General features: G+C 63.2%; 19 protein-coding genes. 10 read left to right on the top strand and 9 right to left on the bottom strand.

Translation table 11 applies throughout. The features are described from left to right. The first annotated feature begins 27 nt into the window (after positions 1–27). Both ACYU98_RS00600 and ACYU98_RS00595 read left to right on the top strand, forming a co-directional pair. The gene (locus ACYU98_RS00600) at positions 28–936 is read left to right on the top strand and encodes a hypothetical protein (protein ID WP_460466233.1); all 909 of its coding nucleotides are present in this window, start codon (positions 28–30) and stop codon (positions 934–936) included. Beyond that, entirely contained in the window at positions 933–1619 is a 687-nt protein-coding gene (locus ACYU98_RS00595) for an acylneuraminate cytidylyltransferase family protein (protein ID WP_460466232.1), read from the top strand. The genes ACYU98_RS00600 and ACYU98_RS00595 overlap by 4 nt, the downstream gene beginning before the upstream one ends. 5 nt (positions 1620–1624) lie before the next feature. Here the strand turns inward: ACYU98_RS00595 and ACYU98_RS00590 are convergent, their stop codons facing one another. Next, positions 1625–2518, bottom strand: coding sequence for a class I SAM-dependent methyltransferase (locus ACYU98_RS00590; protein WP_460466231.1), 894 nt, complete (start codon positions 2516–2518; stop codon positions 1625–1627). Positions 2519–2646: 128 nt separating this feature from the next. Here ACYU98_RS00590 and ACYU98_RS00585 point away from each other — a divergent pair, with 128 nt between their 5' ends. The 7 genes from ACYU98_RS00585 to ACYU98_RS00555 are packed head-to-tail and all read left to right on the top strand — an operon-like array spanning position 2647 to position 11737. Beyond that, positions 2647–4914 (top strand): N-acetylneuraminate synthase family protein, encoded by a 2268-nt coding sequence (locus ACYU98_RS00585; protein WP_460466230.1) that lies wholly within the window; start codon positions 2647–2649, stop codon positions 4912–4914. Position 4915: 1 nt separating this feature from the next. Then, positions 4916–5983: an acyltransferase family protein gene (locus ACYU98_RS00580; RefSeq protein ID WP_460466229.1), complete on the top strand. Its 1068-nt coding sequence runs from the start codon at positions 4916–4918 to the stop codon at positions 5981–5983. After that, positions 5976–7052 carry a glycosyltransferase family 4 protein gene (locus tag ACYU98_RS00575; protein ID WP_460466228.1) on the top strand — a complete coding sequence of 359 codons (1077 nt, stop codon included), beginning with the start codon at positions 5976–5978 and terminating at the stop codon, positions 7050–7052. Before ACYU98_RS00580 ends, ACYU98_RS00575 begins: the two co-directional genes overlap by 8 nt. Then, positions 7049–7966: a glycosyltransferase family 2 protein gene (locus ACYU98_RS00570; protein WP_460466227.1), complete on the top strand. Its 918-nt coding sequence runs from the start codon at positions 7049–7051 to the stop codon at positions 7964–7966. The genes ACYU98_RS00575 and ACYU98_RS00570 overlap by 4 nt, the downstream gene beginning before the upstream one ends. Next, positions 7963–8883 carry a glycosyltransferase family 2 protein gene (locus ACYU98_RS00565; RefSeq protein WP_460466226.1) on the top strand — a complete coding sequence of 307 codons (921 nt, stop codon included), beginning with the start codon at positions 7963–7965 and terminating at the stop codon, positions 8881–8883. The genes ACYU98_RS00570 and ACYU98_RS00565 overlap by 4 nt, the downstream gene beginning before the upstream one ends. After that, positions 8880–9908, top strand: a complete 1029-nt coding sequence (locus ACYU98_RS00560) for a hypothetical protein (protein WP_460466225.1) — start codon at positions 8880–8882, stop codon at positions 9906–9908. Before ACYU98_RS00565 ends, ACYU98_RS00560 begins: the two co-directional genes overlap by 4 nt. Beyond that, positions 9905–11737: an ABC transporter ATP-binding protein gene (locus ACYU98_RS00555; RefSeq protein ID WP_460466224.1), complete on the top strand. Its 1833-nt coding sequence runs from the start codon at positions 9905–9907 to the stop codon at positions 11735–11737. The genes ACYU98_RS00560 and ACYU98_RS00555 overlap by 4 nt, the downstream gene beginning before the upstream one ends. An 85-nt stretch (positions 11738–11822) precedes the next feature. Here ACYU98_RS00555 and ACYU98_RS00550 read toward each other — a convergent pair whose 3' ends face one another. After that, positions 11823–13046, bottom strand: coding sequence for a rhamnosyltransferase WsaF family glycosyltransferase (locus ACYU98_RS00550; RefSeq protein ID WP_460466223.1), 1224 nt, complete (start codon positions 13044–13046; stop codon positions 11823–11825). A gap of 182 nt (positions 13047–13228) precedes the next feature. Between ACYU98_RS00550 and ACYU98_RS00545 the strand changes: the two genes are divergently transcribed. Then, positions 13229–14098 (top strand): glycosyltransferase family 32 protein, encoded by an 870-nt coding sequence (locus ACYU98_RS00545; RefSeq protein ID WP_460466222.1) that lies wholly within the window; start codon positions 13229–13231, stop codon positions 14096–14098. A gap of 28 nt (positions 14099–14126) precedes the next feature. Here the strand turns inward: ACYU98_RS00545 and ACYU98_RS00540 are convergent, their stop codons facing one another. From ACYU98_RS00540 to ACYU98_RS00510, 7 genes are all read right to left on the bottom strand, one after another. Further along, positions 14127–14909 (bottom strand): glycosyltransferase family 32 protein, encoded by a 783-nt coding sequence (locus ACYU98_RS00540; protein WP_460466221.1) that lies wholly within the window; start codon positions 14907–14909, stop codon positions 14127–14129. Positions 14910–15025: 116 nt separating this feature from the next. Continuing rightward, on the bottom strand, positions 15026–15778 hold the full coding sequence (locus tag ACYU98_RS00535) for an alpha-1,2-fucosyltransferase (RefSeq protein ID WP_460466220.1): 753 nt from the start codon (positions 15776–15778) through the stop codon (positions 15026–15028). A gap of 115 nt (positions 15779–15893) precedes the next feature. Beyond that, positions 15894–16844, bottom strand: coding sequence for a glycosyltransferase family protein (locus tag ACYU98_RS00530; protein ID WP_460466219.1), 951 nt, complete (start codon positions 16842–16844; stop codon positions 15894–15896). After that, complete coding sequence (locus tag ACYU98_RS00525; protein ID WP_460466218.1) at positions 16834–17781, bottom strand: glycosyltransferase family 2 protein; 948 nt, start codon at positions 17779–17781, stop codon at positions 16834–16836. The genes ACYU98_RS00530 and ACYU98_RS00525 overlap by 11 nt, the downstream gene beginning before the upstream one ends. Then, positions 17772–18782, bottom strand: a complete 1011-nt coding sequence (locus ACYU98_RS00520; protein WP_460466217.1) for a CgeB family protein — start codon at positions 18780–18782, stop codon at positions 17772–17774. Before ACYU98_RS00520 ends, ACYU98_RS00525 begins: the two co-directional genes overlap by 10 nt. Then, the gene (locus tag ACYU98_RS00515; protein ID WP_460466216.1) at positions 18779–19324 is read right to left on the bottom strand and encodes an acyltransferase; all 546 of its coding nucleotides are present in this window, start codon (positions 19322–19324) and stop codon (positions 18779–18781) included. Before ACYU98_RS00515 ends, ACYU98_RS00520 begins: the two co-directional genes overlap by 4 nt. Beyond that, complete coding sequence (locus ACYU98_RS00510) at positions 19321–20532, bottom strand: hypothetical protein (RefSeq protein ID WP_460466215.1); 1212 nt, start codon at positions 20530–20532, stop codon at positions 19321–19323. The genes ACYU98_RS00515 and ACYU98_RS00510 overlap by 4 nt, the downstream gene beginning before the upstream one ends. Positions 20533–20535: the final 3 nt, after the last annotated feature.

Below are 20535 nucleotides of genomic sequence, written 5' to 3'. Positions count from 1 at the left end.
GACCAGGCAGGGCAATCGGAGGTCGGGGTGGACGGACTGTTGACGACTGGGCGCGCCGTGCTCGTGTTGTCTCCACATCTCGATGACGCGTGGCTGTCGACCGCGGCGTTGTTGACCGCCGACGTCGATGCCGAGGTCTGGACCGTCTTCGCCGGTGAACCTGATCCCGCGACGACGACCCCGTGGGACCTCGCCTGCGGATTCGCCGATTCGCACGCCACGATGACCGCCCGCCGGCAGGAGGATCTCGACGCGTTCGCCGACTCCGGCGTACGGCTACGCCACCTGCCGTTGTTGGAAGCGGCCTATCGAGACCCGAACACCGGCCGGTCCCAGATCGCGGTCCTCGAGGACGAATTGCGCCGGTGGGCTCAGGAGCATCCGGGCGGCGTGGTGGCCTTGCCGATCTGCGCCGGGGTGCACGTCGCTCCCGCCCCATGGGACAGGCTGCGCGACCGGTTGCGACGCCCGACCGCGCCCGCCCCGGCCGAAGCCGCGCAAGCCTCCGCCGAAGCTGCGCCGGCAGCAGCCCCGGGTCGAACGAAGCGCTTGGTGCAACGCGCCATGCACGCCGACCATCAGCGGCGCCGTCGGCGCGCCCAGCGGCGTGGGATGGCAGCGAATCCGGACCACATCGCCGTACGCGACGCGGGGCTGCGGGTCGCCTCGAATGCCGGCGTCGACGTCCTGTTCTGGGAGGACCTCCCCTATCTGTGGCATGCCCGGGGCGCCGAGCAAGTCGGCCACCTGCGCCGGCAGGGGCTTCAGTTGCGGCAGTGTGTATTTGCCGTCGACACGGCAGCGAAGCAGGAGCACCTGCAGCATTACGCCTCGCAGCTCGAGGTGTTGGACCCCGAACGCCGGCGACTGTCTCGCCCCGGCCACCTGCCGGAGTCAGAGACCTACTGGCACCTTTTACGAACGGAGACGCAGTGACGTTGACGCCCGCGATCATCCCCGCCCGCGGTGGGTCCAAAGGCGTGCCCCGCAAGAACCTCAAACCGCTGGGTGGCAAGCCGCTGATCGCGTGGACCATCGAGCAGGTGCTTGCGACGGAGGGACTTCGGCCGTACGTCTCCACCGAGGATGCGCAGATCGCTGATGTCGCTCGACGCGCCGGAGCGACGGTCATCGAGCGGCCTGCGCAGTTCGCTCAGGACACCACCGCCTCCGAGCCGGTGATCGAGCATGCGATTGAGATCATCACCGCAGCCGAGGGACGCCCAGAACAGGTGATGTTCTTGCAGGCGACCTCGCCGATCCGGTTGCCCACCACCCTGGCCCGAGCACTGCGCGAGTTCACCGAAACAGGCGTCGACTCGATGGTCGGGGTCGTACCGACCGAGATCTTCGTCTGGCAGAAGGAACCGCAGGTCACCGCGCTCTACCCCTACACCGCGCGACCTCGTCGGCAGGACCTCACGCCCGATCAGCTGCGCTACCGCGAGACGGGTTCGCTCTATCTGACCCGCACCGATGTGTATGAGCGTGACCATAACAGATTGGGTGGTCGCATCGGGCTGTTCGTGATGGATCCGTCGGAGAGTCTGGACATCGACACGATCGACGACTTCGAGCGCGCAGAAGAGTCGCTGCGCCTCCAGAACCAGGGTCGCTGATCGGATCAGTCGCGCATCACCGCGGCGGTCGCTGCGTCGAACGCCCAAACGTCGACATAAGGCACCACGACGTGGCCCTCGATCTGCTCGCTCAGCCAGGCAGTGATCGAGCGAAGACCGACCCGCGCTGGTTCGCCCGGGGGCAGGTCGACCACTCGGCGACCGAGATTGTCGTAGACCCGCAGCCAACGCCCACTGTCGGCCAGCCGGTCGATCAGCGTGCCGATGTCGGCCTTGTCACCGGTGGTGCGGGCGGGGTCGTATTCAAACCACAGCACGGCGCACCGCGGGTCGAGGTCAGTCCAGTTCGCCACCATCAGGTGGATGTCGAATCCGTCGATGTCGCATTTCCAGACCAGCAGGTCCGCCGGGTCCGTGGCGGCGACGAGATCAGCCGGTCTGATCCAGTCGGCGTCAGCCGTCTGCTCGGTTCCAGCCGCGGAGAATCCGCCGGTGCTGCCCGATCGGGCATAGGCGACGTCTTGCCCGATCGGCCCAGCGAACCCGACAATGACGCGGGCGCGATCGCCGTACGGAGCCAGGTTGCGCCGCAGGTAGGTGACGAAGTGCTCGTCGCCCTCGACCGCGACAACCCGCGAGGCTGGGGAGGATGCGAGCACCGCGAGTGCGGTGTCACCCACATTGGCGCCGATGTCGATCACGCTCACCCGTCGACCGCTGTCCGCGAGTCGGGCGAGGACGTCGACCGCGTAGTCGTCATAGGTCGGATCGCGCTTCTGGTAGAACGGCAGATTGTGTTCCGGCGGAAGGGTGATCGGTAGCCCTCGTACGGGGTAGGTCTGATCCTGCCCGCGCAGCGTGCGCCATTTGACCGCAGCGGGATTCGTCGCGTAGCCGGCCATGCGTCGAAGGAACCGCTTTTTGCGGAGATTGAGCATCCGATATTCCTTCGGGTCGGCCCACCAGAACGGGTGGAAGCGGATAAACAACGGCCCTGCCGAACCTATACTCGACCGCATCGGGCGCGATGGGGACGCCAGAAATCCGAACGGGGTCCAGAACAGCAATGACGACGATCGATCGCCGGGTCAGCCCGTTCGCTGTTTTCGGTGATGACAGCCTGCTCACCGCCTTGAACAAGATCGGTGATAACAAGAGCGGCGTCGTCTTCTGTGTCGACCGACTCGGCACCCTCACCGGCTCCTTTACCGACGGTGACTTCCGACGCTGGGTCACCAGCGGCACTTCCATCGATCTGTCGACGGCGGTCCAGACCGCCGCCAACCCAGACTGTGTGCGGATCGCGTACGGCTCGGATCCGGCCACCATCACCGCATCGTTCCGCCCGGGCGTCCGAGTGATTCCGCTGGTCGACGAGCGCGGGCGACTGGAAGCGATCGCCCGACCGGCCGCCTCGGAGTTGGTCATCGGCCGCCACACGGTCGGCGAGGGTCATCCCGCGCTGGTCATTGCCGAGATCGGCAACAACCATCAGGGCGACGTCGAATTAGCGAAACACCTGGTGGACCTGGCCAAGGCCGCTGGCGTCGACGCGGTGAAGTTCCAGCTGCGTGACCTGGCGACCCTCTACCGGCAGGGCGATGTTTCCAGCAGCGCCGGGGAGGACCTCGGCCCGCAATACACGATGAACCTGCTGGCCAAGTTCTCGCTTTCTCCTGCGCAAATGATCGAGTGCCTCGACCACTGCCGCGCGGTCGACATCGACGCTTTCTGCACTCCGTGGGACGAACCTTCATTGCGAGTTTTGGCCGACTACGGCGTTCCCGCGCTCAAGATCGCCAGCGCCGACCTGACCAACCACACCTTGTTGCGCGCGTGTGCGGCCGAGCATTTGCCGCTGTTGGTATCGACCGGGATGTCGACCGAGGAAGAGATCAGTGCGAGCGTCGAGGTCTTGCGACGAGCGGGCGCGCAATTCGCGTTGCTGCAGTGTCAGTCGACTTATCCGGCGCCGTTCAAGGATGTGAACCTGCGCTATATGGACCGGCTCGCTCAGATCGGCGATTGCCCGGTCGGCTACTCCGGTCACGAACGCGGCATCCACGTTCCGCTGGCCGCGGTCGCCCGGGGCGCGATGGTGATCGAGAAGCACTTCACCATCGACAAGTCACTCGAAGGCAACGACCACCAGGTGTCCCTGCTGCCCGAGGAATTCGCTCAGCTGGTGTCTCGGATCCGGGAGATCGAACTGGCTCTTGGCAGCGGTGACGCTCGCGTGGTTTCCACCGGTGAGCTGATGAACCGAGCCAACCTCGCCAAGTCGCTCGTCGCGACCCGCCGGCTGGAGGCTGGGGAACAGATCACCCGCGACGCGGTCACTGTCAAGGCGCCCGGCCGCGGCTTGCAACCGAATCACCTCGACCGGCTGGTCGGGCGGCAGTTGCGGCGGCCAATCGACGAAGGCGACTTCTTCTACGCCACAGATCTTTCCGACACGGTGGCCCAGGGTCGGCCCTACAGCTTCCATCGTCCGTGGGGGCTGCCGGTCCGCTACCACGATGCGCGCCGACTGATCGATGGCAACGGCACCAACCCCGACTTCCTCGAGTTCCACTTGTCCTACAAAGACGTGGAGATGGACGACGCCGCGGTCGGCGCCGCGCTCAAGGGACGGTTCGACGGGATGTTCCACACCGTCCACACCCCCGACCTCTACGCCGGCGACTTCATCATCGATCTCGCGAGCGCCGACGACGACGTATGGGAGCGCTCGATCCGCGAGGTGCAGAAGGTCATCGGGATCACCCGCGGCCTGGGTCGCTGGTTCGACACCACCGAGGCCCCCGTCGTGATCTGCACGATGGGTGGTTTCACCGCTGACGCCTTCGTTCCTGTCGAGGATCGGGCGCCGAAGTACGCGCGCATCGCCCAGGCATTGGAGCGGCTCGATGAGACTGACGTACGACTGACGGCGCAGACGCTGCCGCCTTATCCCTGGTTGATGGGCGGCCAGCAACACCACAACCTGTTCATGGGTCTTGAGGACACCGTCGATTTCTGCGAGCAACACGGTCGCCGACTGACCCTCGACCTTTCCCATACGAAACTGGCCGCGAACTTCTCCCGACGCCCGTTCAGCGAATACGTCGAGCGGCTCGCGCCGTTGACCGAACACCTTCACATCGTTGACGCCGAAGGGGTCGACGGCGAGGGTCCGCAGATCGGCGACGGTGAGATCGACTGGCCGACGACGGCCGAACAACTTCGCCGACTTGCCCCGGGCGTGCCGTTCATCCCGGAAATTTGGCAAGGCCACGTGAACAACGGCGAAGGATTCTGGACCGCGCTGGAGCGGCTTGAGGCATGGTTCTGAGGTGAAGCGTGCATCGGCTGCCTCCGGGGGCGGACGTTTCGTCGAACTCGACGGGCTGCGCGGCATCGCCGTCATCATGGTTCTGTTCGTTCACTACTCCACGATGTTCGACATCTTCTTCCCCGGCCATCGGCGGTTTCCGGTGACGTTCTACGCCGGCGGCCTTGGCGTGCAGCTGTTCTTCATGATCAGTGGTTTCGTCATCTTCATGACCGCGCGCCGTCGGCGAACTGCCCCGGACTTCAGTCTTGCCCGGGCATTGCGCCTCTACCCGACCTACTGGGTCTGCCTCACTATCACGATCGTCGCCGTTTACGGCGCCCATGTTGCACCACTGGGTCGAAGCCGCGCCGAGCTCGCGGCCAATTACACGATGTTGCAGGCGTTCGTCGGCGTGCGCAGCATCGACGGCGCCTACTGGTCGCTGTCTCGAGAAATCATTTTTTACGGCCTGATCGCGGTGTCGCTGTGGTTGTTGGGCGGACGGTTGTCGACCCGGTTCGTCACGGCCTTTGTGACGACCTGGTCGTTGATAGGCCTTGCCCTCTGTTACCTCGACAGCACGATGGATTCGTCACTCGTGCACCTTGCGGTCACTGCCTCTGCGGGCCAATACGCGGCCTTGTTCGGCTTGGGCATGGTCATGTTCGAAGTACGTGAGGGCAGCCGCCGCTTTCCCCCTCTGCTGATCGTGCTGCTGGCTGGCATCGCGGTCGGAGCAGAGCTGCTGCTCGACGAGCATCCAGCACCGCTGTTCCTCATCGTGTTGATCGGCGTGTTCGTGGCAACGGCCGCGACGGAATCGGTGCCGGTGTTTCGGTGGCGGCCACTCACGTGGGTTGGCTCGATCAGCTATCCGCTGTATCTCCTGCATCAGAACATCGGCTACATCGTCATTTTGCGCACGGTTGACCGCGTCGGCCCGTACGGTTCCCGGATCCTGGCCGTTCTCGTCTCGCTGCTCTTGGCGTGGGCCGTCCACGCGACCATTGAGACTCGGCTGACCCGCGTCCTTGGCGAGCGCATCCGTCATCGGAAGCCTGTCGCGGCGGTGCCCGAAAATGCGTGAGCGCATCGTGCTCTGGGTAGCTCCGGTGGCGAACCTCGCCGGAGTCGCCCGCCACATCCTCGACGTCGCCCGTGTCGGGCTTCCTGGTTTCCGACTGGTTGTCACCGCACCCGAGGGGCCGCTGCTAGACCGATTGCGAGAGCTCGACTGCCCGGTCATCCCATTGTCGATCGACGGTTCGATCGCCGAGGTGTCCCGGGCGCTGCGCACGACTGTCCGGCGACTACAGCCGGCAATCGTCCACTCTCACCTCGCCAAGGCAGACTTCCTGGTCACCATGGCGACGATCGGCCTTCCAGTTGCATTGGTTTCAACCGAACACCACATCCCGGAGGACCCGCTGATCTTCCACGGAAGCCGGGCCAAGGCTTGGTCCCGGCAGGCTGCCCACCACACCCGGATCCGCCGGTTCGCTGCCCTCATCGCGGTGAGCGAGTCGACCAAGCGCGACATGCTTCGCTTCTGGCGACCCACAGCGCCCATCACGGTGATCAACAACGGGATCGACCGCATCCCTCACCCGTCGCGAACTCCGGGGCTTCGGCTGCTCTCACTGTCACGCCTCTCCCCCGAGAAGAACATCGCGGCGTCCTTGCGGTCCTTCGCGCCGGTCGTGGTCGATCACCCGCAGGCCACCTTGACGGTCGCCGGAGAAGGGGATCAGGAGGGCGAGCTGCGAGCGTTGACAGAGCAACTCGGTATTGAGGAGTCCGTCTCCTTCCCAGGCTTCGTTGACGCAGCGCAGGCGCTCAGGGACCACGACGTCCTTGTTCAGCCGTCACTCGCCGACAACTTCTCTTATTCGTTGTTGGAAGCCGTTACCGCAGGACTCGGCGTCGTCGCCAGCCCGATCGGCGGAAATCCGGAGATCCTCCCGACCCACTGCCTCATCGATCCGAGCGAACAGATGGCTATGGCAACGGCCATCGTGGATCAGGGCCTCCACCTGGATCGACGGCCCAATCTTCCGGCTAACGTGCCGACTGTCCGTGAGATGGTTGCTCGAATTGCTGACGTCTACGACTCGCTGACGTCGCCATCGCTTTCCTTCGCAACAGAGGCACCATGACAACGAGCCCTGACGTCAGCGTCGTCATTGCATACTTCAAAAACGAAGCGACCTTGCCAGCGCAACTGGACGCTTTCGTCGCTCAGGAGTCGGCGCCCGCGTTCGAAGTCTTGTTGGCCGACAACGAAGGTTCCGAAGCGTTGCGCGCGGTCGCTGCTGACTTCGCCGGTCGACTAGACATCCGGGTCGTATCCGCCACCGGACGCCGTGGACAGGCCTACGCGCGCAACGTCGGAATCGAATATGCGCGCGCCGAGATCGTCGGCCTGTGTGACGGGGACGATGTCGTCGGCCCCGGCTGGGTCCGAGCCGCCTTCGATACCCTCAACGATCACGACGCGTTGGCCACGGGGCCACTTCGTCTGGACCGGCTCAACCCAGAGTTCACGTGGCGGACCTATCTCGGGATTGATTCGGTAGCTGTTGTGGCTCCCCCCGTGGTGCAGGAGCCGTTCGTGTTCCTGGACTACGAACGGTTCGCGATCGGCTGCAACATGGCGGTTCGCCGCGGCACGCTTCGTGACGTCGGTGGTTTCGATGAGTCCCTGTTGGGCGGCACCGAAGACGTCGAGTTGTCCTGGAAGTTGATCGAACGCGGCTGCCCTCTGGAGTTCGCGCCCGACATGCTGGTCGACTATCGCCTCCGGACGACAGAACGCCAGGTGTTCCGACAGCGTCGTGGATATGCCCGTTCCCAGCTGCGGATGTGGTCAAAGAGCCGCCAAGCCGGCCGGCCGGTGCGCGGCATGTCAATGCGGTGGGCTGTGACATCGGTAGCAGGGCTTCCGATCGGATGGGTTCGAACCCGGCGCGGCACGCACGCCGAACGGTTCGAATTCGCCGCGACCGCGGGCGCCGTTCTGGGGAACTTCGAGGGCCAGGTCGCGGAACGCATCATTCGGCGGCGCTGGTGACCACCCATCGCGCCTCGTTGGTGGTCCCCACCCGCGGTGGAGCCGACCGTCTCCCCCGGCTGTTCGCCGCACTCGCCGCACAGACGTTCCCCGAGTGGGAGGCGATCGTCGTGATTGACGGCGACATCGACCAGTCCGAAGCCGTGGTCGATCGATTCACTCACCTGCCGATCCGCTGCATCGTGCTGCCCGAAAACCGAGGCCGCGCAGCAGCGCTCAACACTGGGTTTGAGGCCGCAACCGGTGATGTCGTGATCCGCTGCGACGACGACTTCGAACCGTCGCCCGGACATATCGGCGCACACGTCGCCGCGCATGAGGACGGCGACGGGGGCGTCATCGGACTTCCGCTGAACATCGCTCCCGACAACGCTTACATGCGGGCGTACGGCGCAGACGCCGACCGCCGATCGCGCGCTGCCGCCTACGCTGCCGACCCAGCAGCCCGATGGCAGTTCTGGGGCGGCAATACCTCGATCACCCGCGCCGTGTGGGCCGAGGTCGGGCCGTTCAATGATCGCTACCGCGCTTACGGTTGGGAGGATGTCGACTACGGATACCGGATACACCAGGCAGGATTCCCCATCGTGATGCAGCCGGCCGCTGAGGTGCGTCACCACATGGCTGCGGTCACACCCGCGCTGCGCGCACAACGTGCCTTCTGGTCCGGCCAAGCGCGAAACCAGTTCGAACAGCTGCACGGCATCGGGTCGGCCGGTGGCCAAACAACTCCCGACACGCCGTGGTCCAGGCTCACGACGTCGCTCGCGCCCAGGCTGAGCGAGGCGCGGGTGTCCCGGGGAGGGCGGGTATTGGACCGCGCGCTGCCCTTCCTTCCCGCCGCGATCGGGCGGAAAGCCGTTGCCCTGCTCGTCGAATCGGCCGCTGACGCGGGCTATCGGTCGGGCCCGCGGTGACCGCCACCGACGTCTGGTGTGCGACACCGGATTCCTCCGGAGGTTGGGGACCGATCACCGCCCTGGCTCACCTCGCCGCCCGCCTGTGGCATACGGAGCCGGTGTTCATCCACCCCAGCAGGCCGTACGGGCATCTGCGGAAACTGCTCTCGATGACCCCGCGGAGGAGGGCCGGCGATCGCAACCTGTTGATCATCGCGGCCCACCCCGGCGACCTGCTCTCGCTTGCCCGACCCGGCATGATCGCCGGGCGGTATGACGTCGTGGGTGCCTGGATCATCGATTCCTTTTGGACTGAACGGATCCCCCGTTTCGCCCGTGAGCGCCATTCGATCGACCACGTGTGGGTCACTGACGGTGAACTGGTCGATCACTACAGCAACGCCATGGGACTCGATGCCCGATGGCTGCCGTGGGGCACTGACGCATTGCTGGCGACCTCGAATGAAGTTGGTCCGAAACCGATCGATGTCTTTCGGCTCGGACGCCAGCCCGCGGCGTGGGACGACGACGAGTTGAATGCTGCGTCCCTGGCTGGCGCCGGCATTTCCTACCAGGGGCGATTCCCCCTTGCTCCCGATGGTGCACAGAACCAACGCCTCGTGATCGACCACCTGCTGCGCTCCAAGGTTGTGCTCGCCTCCAGCAGCCTGGCGAGCCCCGCAGACTATGCCCATCCCTCACGCGATTACATCTCGGCTCGTTTCACCGACGCCGTCGCCTGTGGCACTCGGATCGCGGGGCAACGACCCCGGTGTCAGGCGGCCGACCTGATTCCCGATGCAGCGTGGATCGAACTGCCGGCCGCCCGGGATGAGGCCCTCGCCCAACTCCGGAGCGCAGTCTCCGACCACACCAACCAGCGGGTGATTGACCTTCAGATCGCGGCGCTGGATCGATTGGACTGGCGTCATCGCCTGCGCGCCATCAGTGACACTCTCGGATCACCGACCGCGATCTTGGCCCAAGAGATGGACCAACTGACGATGCGGGTTGGTGCGTTACGGCAAGGTGTTCAGAAATGAAGGACGATCTGAAGTACCTCGTGTCGACGTTCGCGCCCCGCGAACGCCGGCTGTTAGTTGTCTACGCGTTGATCCAGTTCGTGATTGCCAGCCTTGACGTCGTCAGCGTCGCCGCGATTTTCCCGCTCATGCAGGTCGTTCTCGACGCACCGCTCGACACAGGCGTGCTCGGCACCCTGCACTCGTTGTTGGGCTCCCAGTCCCGGCGCTCGTTCGTCATCACACTCGCCGCGGTCATGATCGCCGCGTTCATTCTCAAAGCAGTCATCGGGGCGCTGGCTAACTGGTGGGGCCTCGGCTTCATCGCCCGGCTGCAGACGCGCACCTCGCGCCGCCTGTTGTCGGTCTACATGTCCGAGGACTACCTCACGCACCGTGGACGCAACAGTGCCGACCTGATGCGAACTGTCGGGTCCGCTGTCCAAGCCGCCCACGCCTCGGTGCTCGGGGGCATCCTCGGCCTCCTGAGCTCGTCCCTGTCCATGGGCTTGATCGCAATACTGCTGCTAGTCGTCGCTCCCCTGCCCACCGTGATCGCAACGATTTACTTCGGCGTAGTCGTCTTCGTGATCCAAAGAGTGCTGGCCCCGTTGAACCGTAGGGCCGGCGCGGATGCACAACAGGCGTCCTGGGTCAGCAGCCACGCGCTGGTTGACGCGATGTTCGGATTCCGCGAAGCGGTGTTGCATGACGCACAAGGCTATTTCGTGGATCGCTACGACGACGGCAACGTCATGGCCGTGCAAGCGGGGCGCCGGGCCAACTTCTTCTCGCTCATGCCGAAGTACCTTCTTGAACTCGTAACCATGGCGGGTCTCGTCCTGCTGATCGTCGTCGAGGTGCTCGCTGGGAGTGCACGCAACGCGATGCCGACCCTCAGCCTGTTCGTCGCCTCGACGATAAAAATTCTGCCGCTCATGGTTGCGTTAACGGCGACGATGGGAACAATTCGTGTTGGCCGTGATGGCCTCAGCATCACCGTGAAGGCACTGCGCGGAGCGTCGAGCGTCGGCCCTCCCGCCGGACCTGCCGGCAACTCCCAGGTGCTGCCCCAACACGGAACTATCCGAATCGAGTCGGTCAGCTTTCATTACCCCGACGGTAATCAAAACGTGCTCGAGAGCGTGAACCTGGAGATCCCCGCCGGTTCCTCACTCGCACTCTGTGGCGCGAGTGGCTCGGGGAAGACGACGCTTGTCGACATCATCCTCGGACTGATCCCACCAACCAGCGGTCAGGTCACCTACGACGGGAGGCCGACCACCACTGCAGGGTCCGCGTGGCACAACGTCGTTGCCTACGTCCCGCAGGACGTTTACATTGCCGACGACACCCTCGCCGGCAACATCGCCTTCGCGGTCGCCGAGGAGGACAGGGACGAACAACACCTCCGCGACTGCGTGCGTCATGCCCAGCTCGAGGACCTGGTCAACGACCTGCCCGACGGCGTCGACACAAGGGTCGGCGAACGCGGTTCGCGACTATCGGGCGGCCAACGCCAACGACTCGGGATCGCCCGGGCTCTCTATCGTCGCCCGAGCGTACTGGTGCTCGACGAAGCAACGTCAGCGCTAGACAACGTCACCGAGCATGAGATCACCGCAACCATGCGGTCGCTCAGCGGAACCACCACCACGATCTTGGTTGCCCACCGGCTGTCGAGTGTGAAGCACGTTGATCAGCTGGCATTCCTCAGTTCCGGTCGGGTCGAAGCTGTGGGCACCTTCTCTGAGGTTGCACGAAAATCCGCCCACTTCTCGAGACTCGTATCGCTCGGGAGACTCGACAACGAGGAAATCTCTTCTGGCGAAACTAGAAATTGGGACTAAGTTGCCATAGCGATGAGGCCCTCTCGCTCGTCCGTGACGCGCGGCACCTGTTCACCCCCAAACTACGGTTTGCGTTCAGCCAGGCCTATAGCGTCGCCAACACCGCTCGCACGGCACTCTCGAATGGGGTGCCGAGCGACTCAACCATGTGCTGAGTGGACACCGCGTCCTCCGCGCTGTCACGTCCGGCTTCAAGCGCCTGCACCACGGCCATGGCCAAACTCTCAGGATCCGGATCAACCGCATGCAATCGCGGGTGTAACTCACCCCGGGTTCCCCTGAGCTCGTTCGTTACCGAAATTCCGCCAGCAAGAACCATGTCCAGTGGCGGATGAGATGGGTGGGGCGTGGCCTGCAGGGAGAGCAGAACTTGGCCACGCCGAAGGACATCAAAATAATCGCTCCAACTCAGCCTGCCCAAAAGCTCCGCACGCCCAGCGGGGCCGAGGTCCAACGGGTCCGAGGACCCCATTGCGATGACATGAAGTGGTCGCCCAACCCTGCCTTCGTACAATATCGCTGCCCGACGGAGCGCCGCACAACCGAGCTGACCCATGTTTCCAGCTCGGTAAGGTCGATGGTAATAAAGGACCGATTCGGTTCGGTCCACTCTTGAACTGGCGACTTCTTGAAGCCGATTCCAGTCAAGCTCTGGCCGGAATACCTGAGACTTGTCAATATCGACACCAGCCTCATCGCGCAGGTATTGAGCAAGAGGCTGGCTATTGACGATCATCTTGAAACCACATTTGTACGTCCTTTCGGCGAGCACGGAATCCGAAGAAGCGACGTAGAATAATGGTTCATAATCTTGAACTAAGTAGAGGATTTTTTCCGCGTCCACCCTCCCCCTTTGTGCAAGCAACTGTAGACAGTGCGCCGTCGTCCAGTAGGTTGCTATCCAAAAATCCGAAGCATGCGAATGGGTCCGATGAAGCTGAGACAAGTCGACGATTTCGGCATCGAAGACACCGAATTCCGAAAGGGTCGCACGGATGGTTCGCCTGTCTCCGCGGTCGAGCAACCTAAAGCTCATAATCCGCAGTTTCATGCCAGTCTCAAGCGACACTAATGCGCCAGCCTTGAGAGCCGTGCGAACCCCAGCGAAAATCGTGTCTCTCTGAACAGTGGCCATGACGAGGTTCGCCCGCGGTTCGCGCGCTGAATTATATTTCACCCCGTCAAGAAGCAAAGAGTGGGCGTGGAGGCCCCTGTAAGCCGCACCTGTCGGGTCGGCCGCATGCGCCCGTGTAACGGCACGGCCAATACGGCGGTGCTCCACTTTCGTTCCGATCTTTTCAAGCTTCACGACAAACCTTCCACTCGGCTACTTCAGGCAGCGGAACTAGCTTACTCAACTCGCGCGCCAAAAGTGGGCTCAATCACACGAACGTGACCGTCGTTCGAACCTTTGAGTGCGCCTCTCTCCCAGCGCCTGCGCTCTTTCAGATCATCGCCCAAACCGCCGCATGCAGACCTACACTGGGGGCCATGAACCCCCTCTCACCGATGCGCGCCATGCGGCGAGCCAAGCATCGGGCGTTCGTCGCCTACAAGCCGTATCGATTTCAGGTGGCGGGCTCGCTCGAGCCGGCCTTTAGGGCCGTCCACCGACTGAAGCCACCGACGTTCAACTCAACCGATTGGACGGGGACTCATCTTCCGTACAATGAACCTCTCACCCGCCAGACCAACGAGCCGATCCCTCGGCGTATCTATTGCTTCTGGACCGGCGACAACGACCTCTCGGCAAATCGCCGGCGGGCACTGGACGAGATGCGGCGTCTGCATACCGGCATTGAGATAAAGCTCGTCACGCCATCCAGTTTGAGTGAGATCGTCCTCCCTGAGCACCCGCTTCACCCGGCGTACGACAATTTGGCCTGGATTCATCGCGCTGACTATCTGCGGTGTTACGTCCTGCACTTCCACGGTGGAGGGTACGCGGACATCAAAACTCCGCTCCACCCCTGGGGGCCGGTTTTCGATCGCATGGATGGGACCGATTGTTGGATGGGTGGTTACCGCGTCCCAGTTCGCCTCATGGGCCCCAACATCCCAGACCCTCAGCTGGAGCGGAAGATGATCCAGTTTTCGGAACACCGGCTGGGACAGTGCTCCTACCTCGCTCGTCCGCAGACTCCGATCAGCGCAGAATGGTGGCGGCAACTGAACACGGTCCTGGATGAAAAGTATGAGGCATTACTCGCGAATCCCGGGAACGCTCGCGGCGACAACCCCGGGTATCCGATCGAGTTCACCAGCATCTTGGCGCAGATCCTCGACCCGATACTGGTGAAATACAGATCACGCCTGTTTTACGATTTCCAACTTATGCCTACCCTCGAAAATTATCTTTGAGCTACTCGCCGAGCACGTGCCCCTGCCATCACCGGTGGTTTGTGAGATCCGGGCGCACCGACCGGTCCAACACCAGGTGGCGTCGATACTTGAATTGGAGAGGCTGCAGTACCTGTGCTTGCAGCATGGTCCACGGCACTGGGTAATCTTTATTTGTGCCGTAGGCGTCCTGGGCCGGATGCTGACGGAGAAGCGGCTCGTAATAGCTCATTCGCCGCTCCTGCTCCGCGGTCCATTCTGCTGTGAGCAGGGTTCCTGGGCGACAGATAAACGCGCCGTTGCCAGCCAAGACCCCCGAGCGTCGACGCAGCTCCTTCCCAAGAGGACTTTCTATCCGAGCACAGTCCTTGGACGAGGGCTCCTGGTAGCCCACCATCCAGACGTCCCCCTCGTCCTCGATCCGCGCGAATGCCGGGCTCCAGTCAGCTAGTGGCCTCTTGATATCGCTGTAGCCGCCGCCATAGTGATGCATGAAGTATCCGCGCAAGTAGTCTGACTGGTGGTGCAAAGCAAGGTATTCGAACGCCGGATGTAGTGGATGACCGGTGACTACGAAGGCCGGCAATGTTTCGGTCGTGACCAACTGAAGGTCGATGTTCGAATGTTGGCTGACGAGCGCATTGAAGCAACTCGCTCTTTTTGCCGACATGGGGTTATCGCCGAGCCAGAACGCGAAGATTCGCCGTTGCACGGGCCGCGGCGGGTGAACGTCTTCGCTGTCGAATCGCCAGAAACTATCTAGTGACCACTGGCCATCCCGACCTGCATAGTCCGCTGCAACGAACGGGTGGTCGCGGAGTCGGTCGTCCAATCTGTTTATTTGGTCGTAGGCATTTCGGGATGCCGATACGCTCCGCTGTTTCGCTAGCCAAAGCCGGTGCTTGAATTGCTGAAGATCATGTCGGAGACTCACCATTCTGCCTCTTTCTACGTCAGGGGTCGATCCCGAACCACAGACCAGCGTGGATCAAGTTGCCACGCCCTGCCATTGTTCACATCGCGCCGATGAAACTCCGGCGCCCAGATCATGGAGTAGTTGTCTTCAAAGTGAACGTTACTCAGATAGGCGCCCCAGTAAGAAAAGGTGGAGTTTGCCAACACCAACCGCCGGGCGGAGGCAAGTTGGCCCAAGTTCTCGATTGGTCCATCAGTCAACAGCTGGTAGCGCACCGGACCGTATTCGTTCAGAAATCCCAACTCGGACCGACACCAATCCGGGTCGTCCGAGACCACATCGACTCGTTTGATTGGCGCCTGGGCCGCGGATCCATCCATCGCTATCCGCACGTACGACGCGATGTCGAATCCGTACAACTGCCGTAGCTGCGGGTCGGTGTAATAGTCGCCGCGCCGTACGTTCACCGTCACCACATCATGTTCGCCCGGCGCGATTGGCAGAGTCGGCGAACTGAGCAACCGGTTACGAATGAATGACTCCAGATGCGACCGTGGGAATCGGTCGAAGTCCTGATACCAGTCGCGGTCGCGCTGATCCCGCAGCCGCATATTGGACTCCTCGATGACCAGTGGCCGCAGGTCGGGAAACACCGCCAACCAGGGGTTCATCGCGTCGGTCCGGCGGACCCACCGGTCCTGTCCGATCAGCCGCCCGTGATGGGCCCACAGCCAGAAACTGAACATATTGCCGACACCGATGCCGGTCGGGGCGGGCAGGCTCACCGCGCGCGTGCTTCCAGCGCGCCACCGGGTGACGGCGCGACTGCTGCTGCGCCGGGCGTGGTAGTCGACGAATCTAGCGGCCCGGCGCGGCCATGTACGGCTATTCCCTTCCACCTCAACCTCCCGCATTGAGGCGATTCGCCCTACGGATACGTATCGTTTGTGGCAGGCGACGGACCTTATCTACCTGGATGTGAGACTCGAATTCGACGTACCCGCGGATCTTTTCTGAGATCGACGATGTCCTATTTTCCACAATGTCTTGCAACGATCCTTCGATGATCCGCGCGTACTCGCGATGAGACGATATTGGACCAGCCAGCAGTGACGCCAACTTGGGATTATCGTCCGAGATCTCTACTTCGCAACCACAAGCCCGCCCCTCAACGATCGCTCGTTCACCTCCGCCTTGCAGGACACACGGGACAAAAACAACGTGCGCCCGGTTGTACAAGTCGGCGAGTTCCTCTTGGCTGACGTGGTCGATAAGTTCCACTCCGTCAGCAACGAGTTTGTCGACAACATCGACCGGCGCCGACGCAAAATCGCCCACCGCGACCCGTCGCCCTTGCTTGGTCAGCAACCGCAGCGGACGCTTGAACGATGCGAGCCGACCCACGAAGAGGTAGTCGATGTCTCGGCTTTGACCCCGATCAAACATGATCGAGGTGTCAACGCCGAACGCTTGCCGCGCATAGGGGTGGTGTGGGATGAATCTCTGATACCACGGGGTCTCGAAGAACAACGCGTCATAGCGAAGTTGTTGACGGCGAGGGGGCGGCGGTGATGAGCCAGCGATCAACAAGGCGCTCGGCCTGTTCGTTCGAACGAGCGCACGGGCCGCAAGGCGGTCGGGATACCATCCCCAGTCACTGCGTACGAGGACCACATCACCTTCGCCGATGTGACGAGCCTGATCACGATAATCAGCGTTGGCCGGATGTACGTTGAGCCAGCGCACGTCGTGCTCGGTAGCAATCATATTCATCGCTGCGCTGAATCCATCGCCGTCCTGCCCGAATGCAGACGATGACCGCGGCAACGCATGCACTAAGTCAATCTTCATCGGGGCTCTCCTGACCGTTTCTGGTCGTCCAGCCATGCGCAATCAACTTCCGCTGCCGTGCAAAATTTCCCACCGGCCGGTTTCCCCGACCGAACACCTTCCGTGCACAGCCCCAGACCAGATTCGCTGTCGTAGTCGCTGTGAGAGCCCGCCGTAACCCCGGCCCACCAACCCACTTCTCGTGGTACCTGAAGCGTGCATCGGTGAGCCAGCCAGCTCGACGCTCCGGATCCGAACTCGCACCACTCGCGTGGTTCAGGGTCGGGGTGGGTAGAAGGACCACCGGAAGATTCCGCTCGTGGTGCAGGCGCCGCTGTAGGTCGATCTCTTCGCAGTTCATGAAGTAACGCTCGTCGAAGCCACCAATGGCGCGCAGGTCCTCGACCGGCAGGAGCATGCACACCCCAAGCACCCAATCGGTAAGAGCAGGCCCCTCGCACCGATGAGCCGTCACATCGTTGCCGAGCATCCGCTCGAGCCAGTCCCGCCCGTGGAACCGCGCGAACGGCTCGAACCACTCCACCATCTGCTGAGAGACCGTCGGCCAGTGCCTTGACACAATCGCCGCACCGTGCGGATGAACGACCCTCGGGGCCACAACGGCTGGCCACCACGGGTGTGCACCTGCGATGAGTTCGACGAGAAAGTTCGCCGGTAAGCGAAGGTCACTGTTCAAGATCAGTAGCGACTCGTGCACGGCCAGCTTCGCCCCGGTGTTCACCGCAGCGCCGAAGCCACCGTTGCGCTCTCGACGGACCAACTCCACTCCGGCCGCCGAGGGAAACGGCTCAGGTGACGCGTCATCGCTCACGATCAGCTGCACGGTGACCGGCCCCTGCTGCGCCTGCAATTGGGCGATCAGCTCCAGAGTCGGCTGGGGGTCACCGTAGTGCGGGATGACGATCGACACCGCGTCGAGATCGGGCGTTACGACCACAACTGCTCCAACTGCCTGGCTCGATGAACGAACGTGTGCTCGGCCAGGGTGCGGTTGCGGGCTCTCTCCCGCAACTGGGCGAAGTCCTGCGGTCGGTCGAGCGCTCGGCGCGCCTGCTCGACCAATTCCTCAAGGCTGTCGAACACCAACACTTCACGTTCTGGCTCGTAGAACGAGCCGATATCGGGGCGGTCGATCAGCTGGACTCCACCGACACCACACGACTCGAAGGTCCGCATGGTCAACCCGTCCTGATCGCCGTGGACGTTGAGCGTCGCCGCCGAGTCCCGCATGATCGCGAGCGCGACGTCACCCGGAACGTCTCGGGCGTTGGGAATTCCACGACCCCGCGCCCGCCAGGTGCGTGCCCTGTCGACTGGGTGGTCAGACCAACCCCGGCCCCAGGCACGAACCGGAACGTCGGCGTCGAGCAAGGCTCCAAGGGCATCGAGCCGGCGTGGCAAGGGAGCCCCGATGAAGTTCACCAAATGCATCGACTGCGACGACATCCCGACCGGTCGTCGATCATCGAAGCCGGTGGGGACGTAAGTCGTCGGGTATCCGGCAGCGGTCAACGCGAGGGCGTCCAACGGGCTGTACGTCGCTAGCGCCGCATGCCGAGCGACCACCTCCCGGTCGAAGCGAGGCGTACGGCGCACCTCGTCGTAGAGCCACAGCGCCGCGCGGCGACCCTCGCCGCCAGCGACACCCCAGAACTCCTCGTCGAAGACATCGCCACGGATGACCAGGACGATGTCTGGCCGATGAGTTCGGACCGCCTCAATGGCCCGCAGCGACATTGCGTCGAGCGACTGATGCAGATCGTCTCCACGGACCCGCGACGGCAGTTCGTGGCGGACCTTGTTCCAGGCCTTCGTCGCCCGAGACCCGACACGGTCGTATTCATGGATCGCGACTTCATAGCCGATTCGTTCGAAGGACTCAGCGATCGAGTGGCCGTAGCCGTGGAAAACCGGCGTGACCAGCAGCAGCCGGGTCATTGTGAACCTCGCAAGACGCGCGCCGGCACTCCGCCGACAACAGCGCCGGTGGGGACGTCCTTCACCACGACGGCCCCTGCAGCGACCGTTGCACCGTCGCCAATCCGTACGCCACCCAGCACCACCACGTTCTGGCCAAGGAAGACGTCGTCGCCGATCGTGACCGCACCTGTTCCCTGGACCGCTTGTCGATCGCCCCGCTGGTGGTCTGTGCTGGTCACCATCACGTTGTCGGCAACCACGACTCGGTTGCCGATCGTCACTGGGTCGATGGAGTGCAAATGGGTTCGATGTCCGAAGTAGCAGTGGTCACCGACGACGAGCCGGCCCGCTGGGCCCTCGGTGGCCAACCAGGCGCCGTCGCGCATGATCACTCCGTCGCCGATGGAGATGCGGTCGACCCCTTGCAGCATCAGGGGCGCGACGATCACCGAATGGCGACCGATGTGATCGAAGGCCGCTCGCTTGATCGGCATTCCGGCCCGGGCAACCCGATAACGCAAGCCGGCCTGCTTCTCCACGAATAACTGGGCGAGCTTCATCGTTTACTCCCTGGGGTAGCGGGATTCAACCGCCACCACTGTCTCGCAACGGGAATCGGCTCGCCCAACCGCATGGAGATCGCCACCGCAAGCGCAAAGAAGGCACCTGCGGTCATGAAGGTCTCGCCCAGCTTCCAGGCACACACCACGACCACCAGTACGGCCGCTTCGGCGGCCAACAACTCGGGCTGGACCGTCGCTCGTTGGCTCAACAGCCCGACCCCGAGCAGCGCGAAGGCACCGATCGTCGCGAACAAGAACGGATATCCGCCCTCGACAAACGCCTGGGCATAGGAGTCATGGAACCAGGCGCGGCGAACTCCACCGAGCAGGACGTAGCCCTCGTTCAGGCCCATACCATGCCACGGAGTCAGATTCATCTTCACCTGGGTCGCAAGGTCGATCTGGTGGCGGAACCAGTCGGTGCTAGTCCGATCGGTATAGACCCCCGACTCAGCAAACTTCGCCTCCACATAGGTCAACAGCCACCACCCACCACCGGCGAACAGCAAACGCAGCAGAGGTCCGACCCGGTTGCGCAGCAGCCACCACGCGACAGCCACCGCGAGCGCTGAGATCGAGGTACGCGAGCCGGTGAGGAAGACGGCCAGGAAAGACCAGCTCAGCCACAGATAGCGCCACCGACCGCGCAGGACGGCCAGCACCAGCAAGCCGAGCAACGCGTAGTACATCCCGGAGACGTTCTTGTCGCCGTACAGCCCGGTCAGATGTGGCGGGTAGTTGTCAGAGGTGAGACCGGCGTAATACGCGGGCACGTTCACCACCGAAGCGAACGCATTGCCAACGATCATGGCCCGGAAGTCGACCCGCCCTTGGACGATCGCGATGAGCATCGCGGACAACAGACAGAACTTCGAGATGCGTTGAGCCCACGGCAGACCGGCCTGCATCGAGACGACAATCAGGAACCCAAAGAGGACCAAGGTGGCCAACAACAACAGGCCGCCCCATCGGATGGTCCGGGTTGGTCGGCGGAAGACGGCGATCCCGATCACTGCCAACGCGATGGGAATACTGCCCGGCACCGTGGCGGTGATCGGATAGTTCACCAACACCATCGACATGCCCAGGATCAGGTCAACGACAGCGAACTGGTCGAGATAGTCACGCAGCCGGGCGGAGGCGCGCTGAATCGCCGCGCCCGCGGTGCTCGCGGTCACGGGTCGGGGCAGCACCGGCGCGGTCATCGG

Source organism: Calidifontibacter terrae, assembly GCF_054778835.1.
The sequence above is the reverse complement of the archived record's forward strand: the minus strand, read 5'-3'. Positions and strand labels throughout refer to the sequence as shown.

Bases quoted from the DNA above. Each gene is read 5' to 3' on its own strand.
- ACYU98_RS00590 (WP_460466231.1), bottom strand. From the start codon at position 2,518: ATGCTCAATCTCCGCAAAAAGCGGTTCCTTCGACGCATGGCCGGCTAC.
- ACYU98_RS00585 (WP_460466230.1), top strand. From the start codon at position 2,647: ATGACGACGATCGATCGCCGGGTCAGCCCGTTCGCTGTTTTCGGTGAT.
- ACYU98_RS00575 (WP_460466228.1), top strand. From the start codon at position 5,976: ATGCGTGAGCGCATCGTGCTCTGGGTAGCTCCGGTGGCGAACCTCGCC.
- ACYU98_RS00570 (WP_460466227.1), top strand. From the start codon at position 7,049: ATGACAACGAGCCCTGACGTCAGCGTCGTCATTGCATACTTCAAAAAC.
- ACYU98_RS00555 (WP_460466224.1), top strand. From the start codon at position 9,905: ATGAAGGACGATCTGAAGTACCTCGTGTCGACGTTCGCGCCCCGCGAA.
- ACYU98_RS00545 (WP_460466222.1), top strand. From the start codon at position 13,229: ATGAACCCCCTCTCACCGATGCGCGCCATGCGGCGAGCCAAGCATCGG.
- ACYU98_RS00530 (WP_460466219.1), bottom strand. From the start codon at position 16,844: ATGAAGATTGACTTAGTGCATGCGTTGCCGCGGTCATCGTCTGCATTC.
- ACYU98_RS00520 (WP_460466217.1), bottom strand. From the start codon at position 18,782: ATGACCCGGCTGCTGCTGGTCACGCCGGTTTTCCACGGCTACGGCCAC.
- ACYU98_RS00515 (WP_460466216.1), bottom strand. From the start codon at position 19,324: ATGAAGCTCGCCCAGTTATTCGTGGAGAAGCAGGCCGGCTTGCGTTAT.
- ACYU98_RS00510 (WP_460466215.1), bottom strand. From the start codon at position 20,532: ATGACCGCGCCGGTGCTGCCCCGACCCGTGACCGCGAGCACCGCGGGC.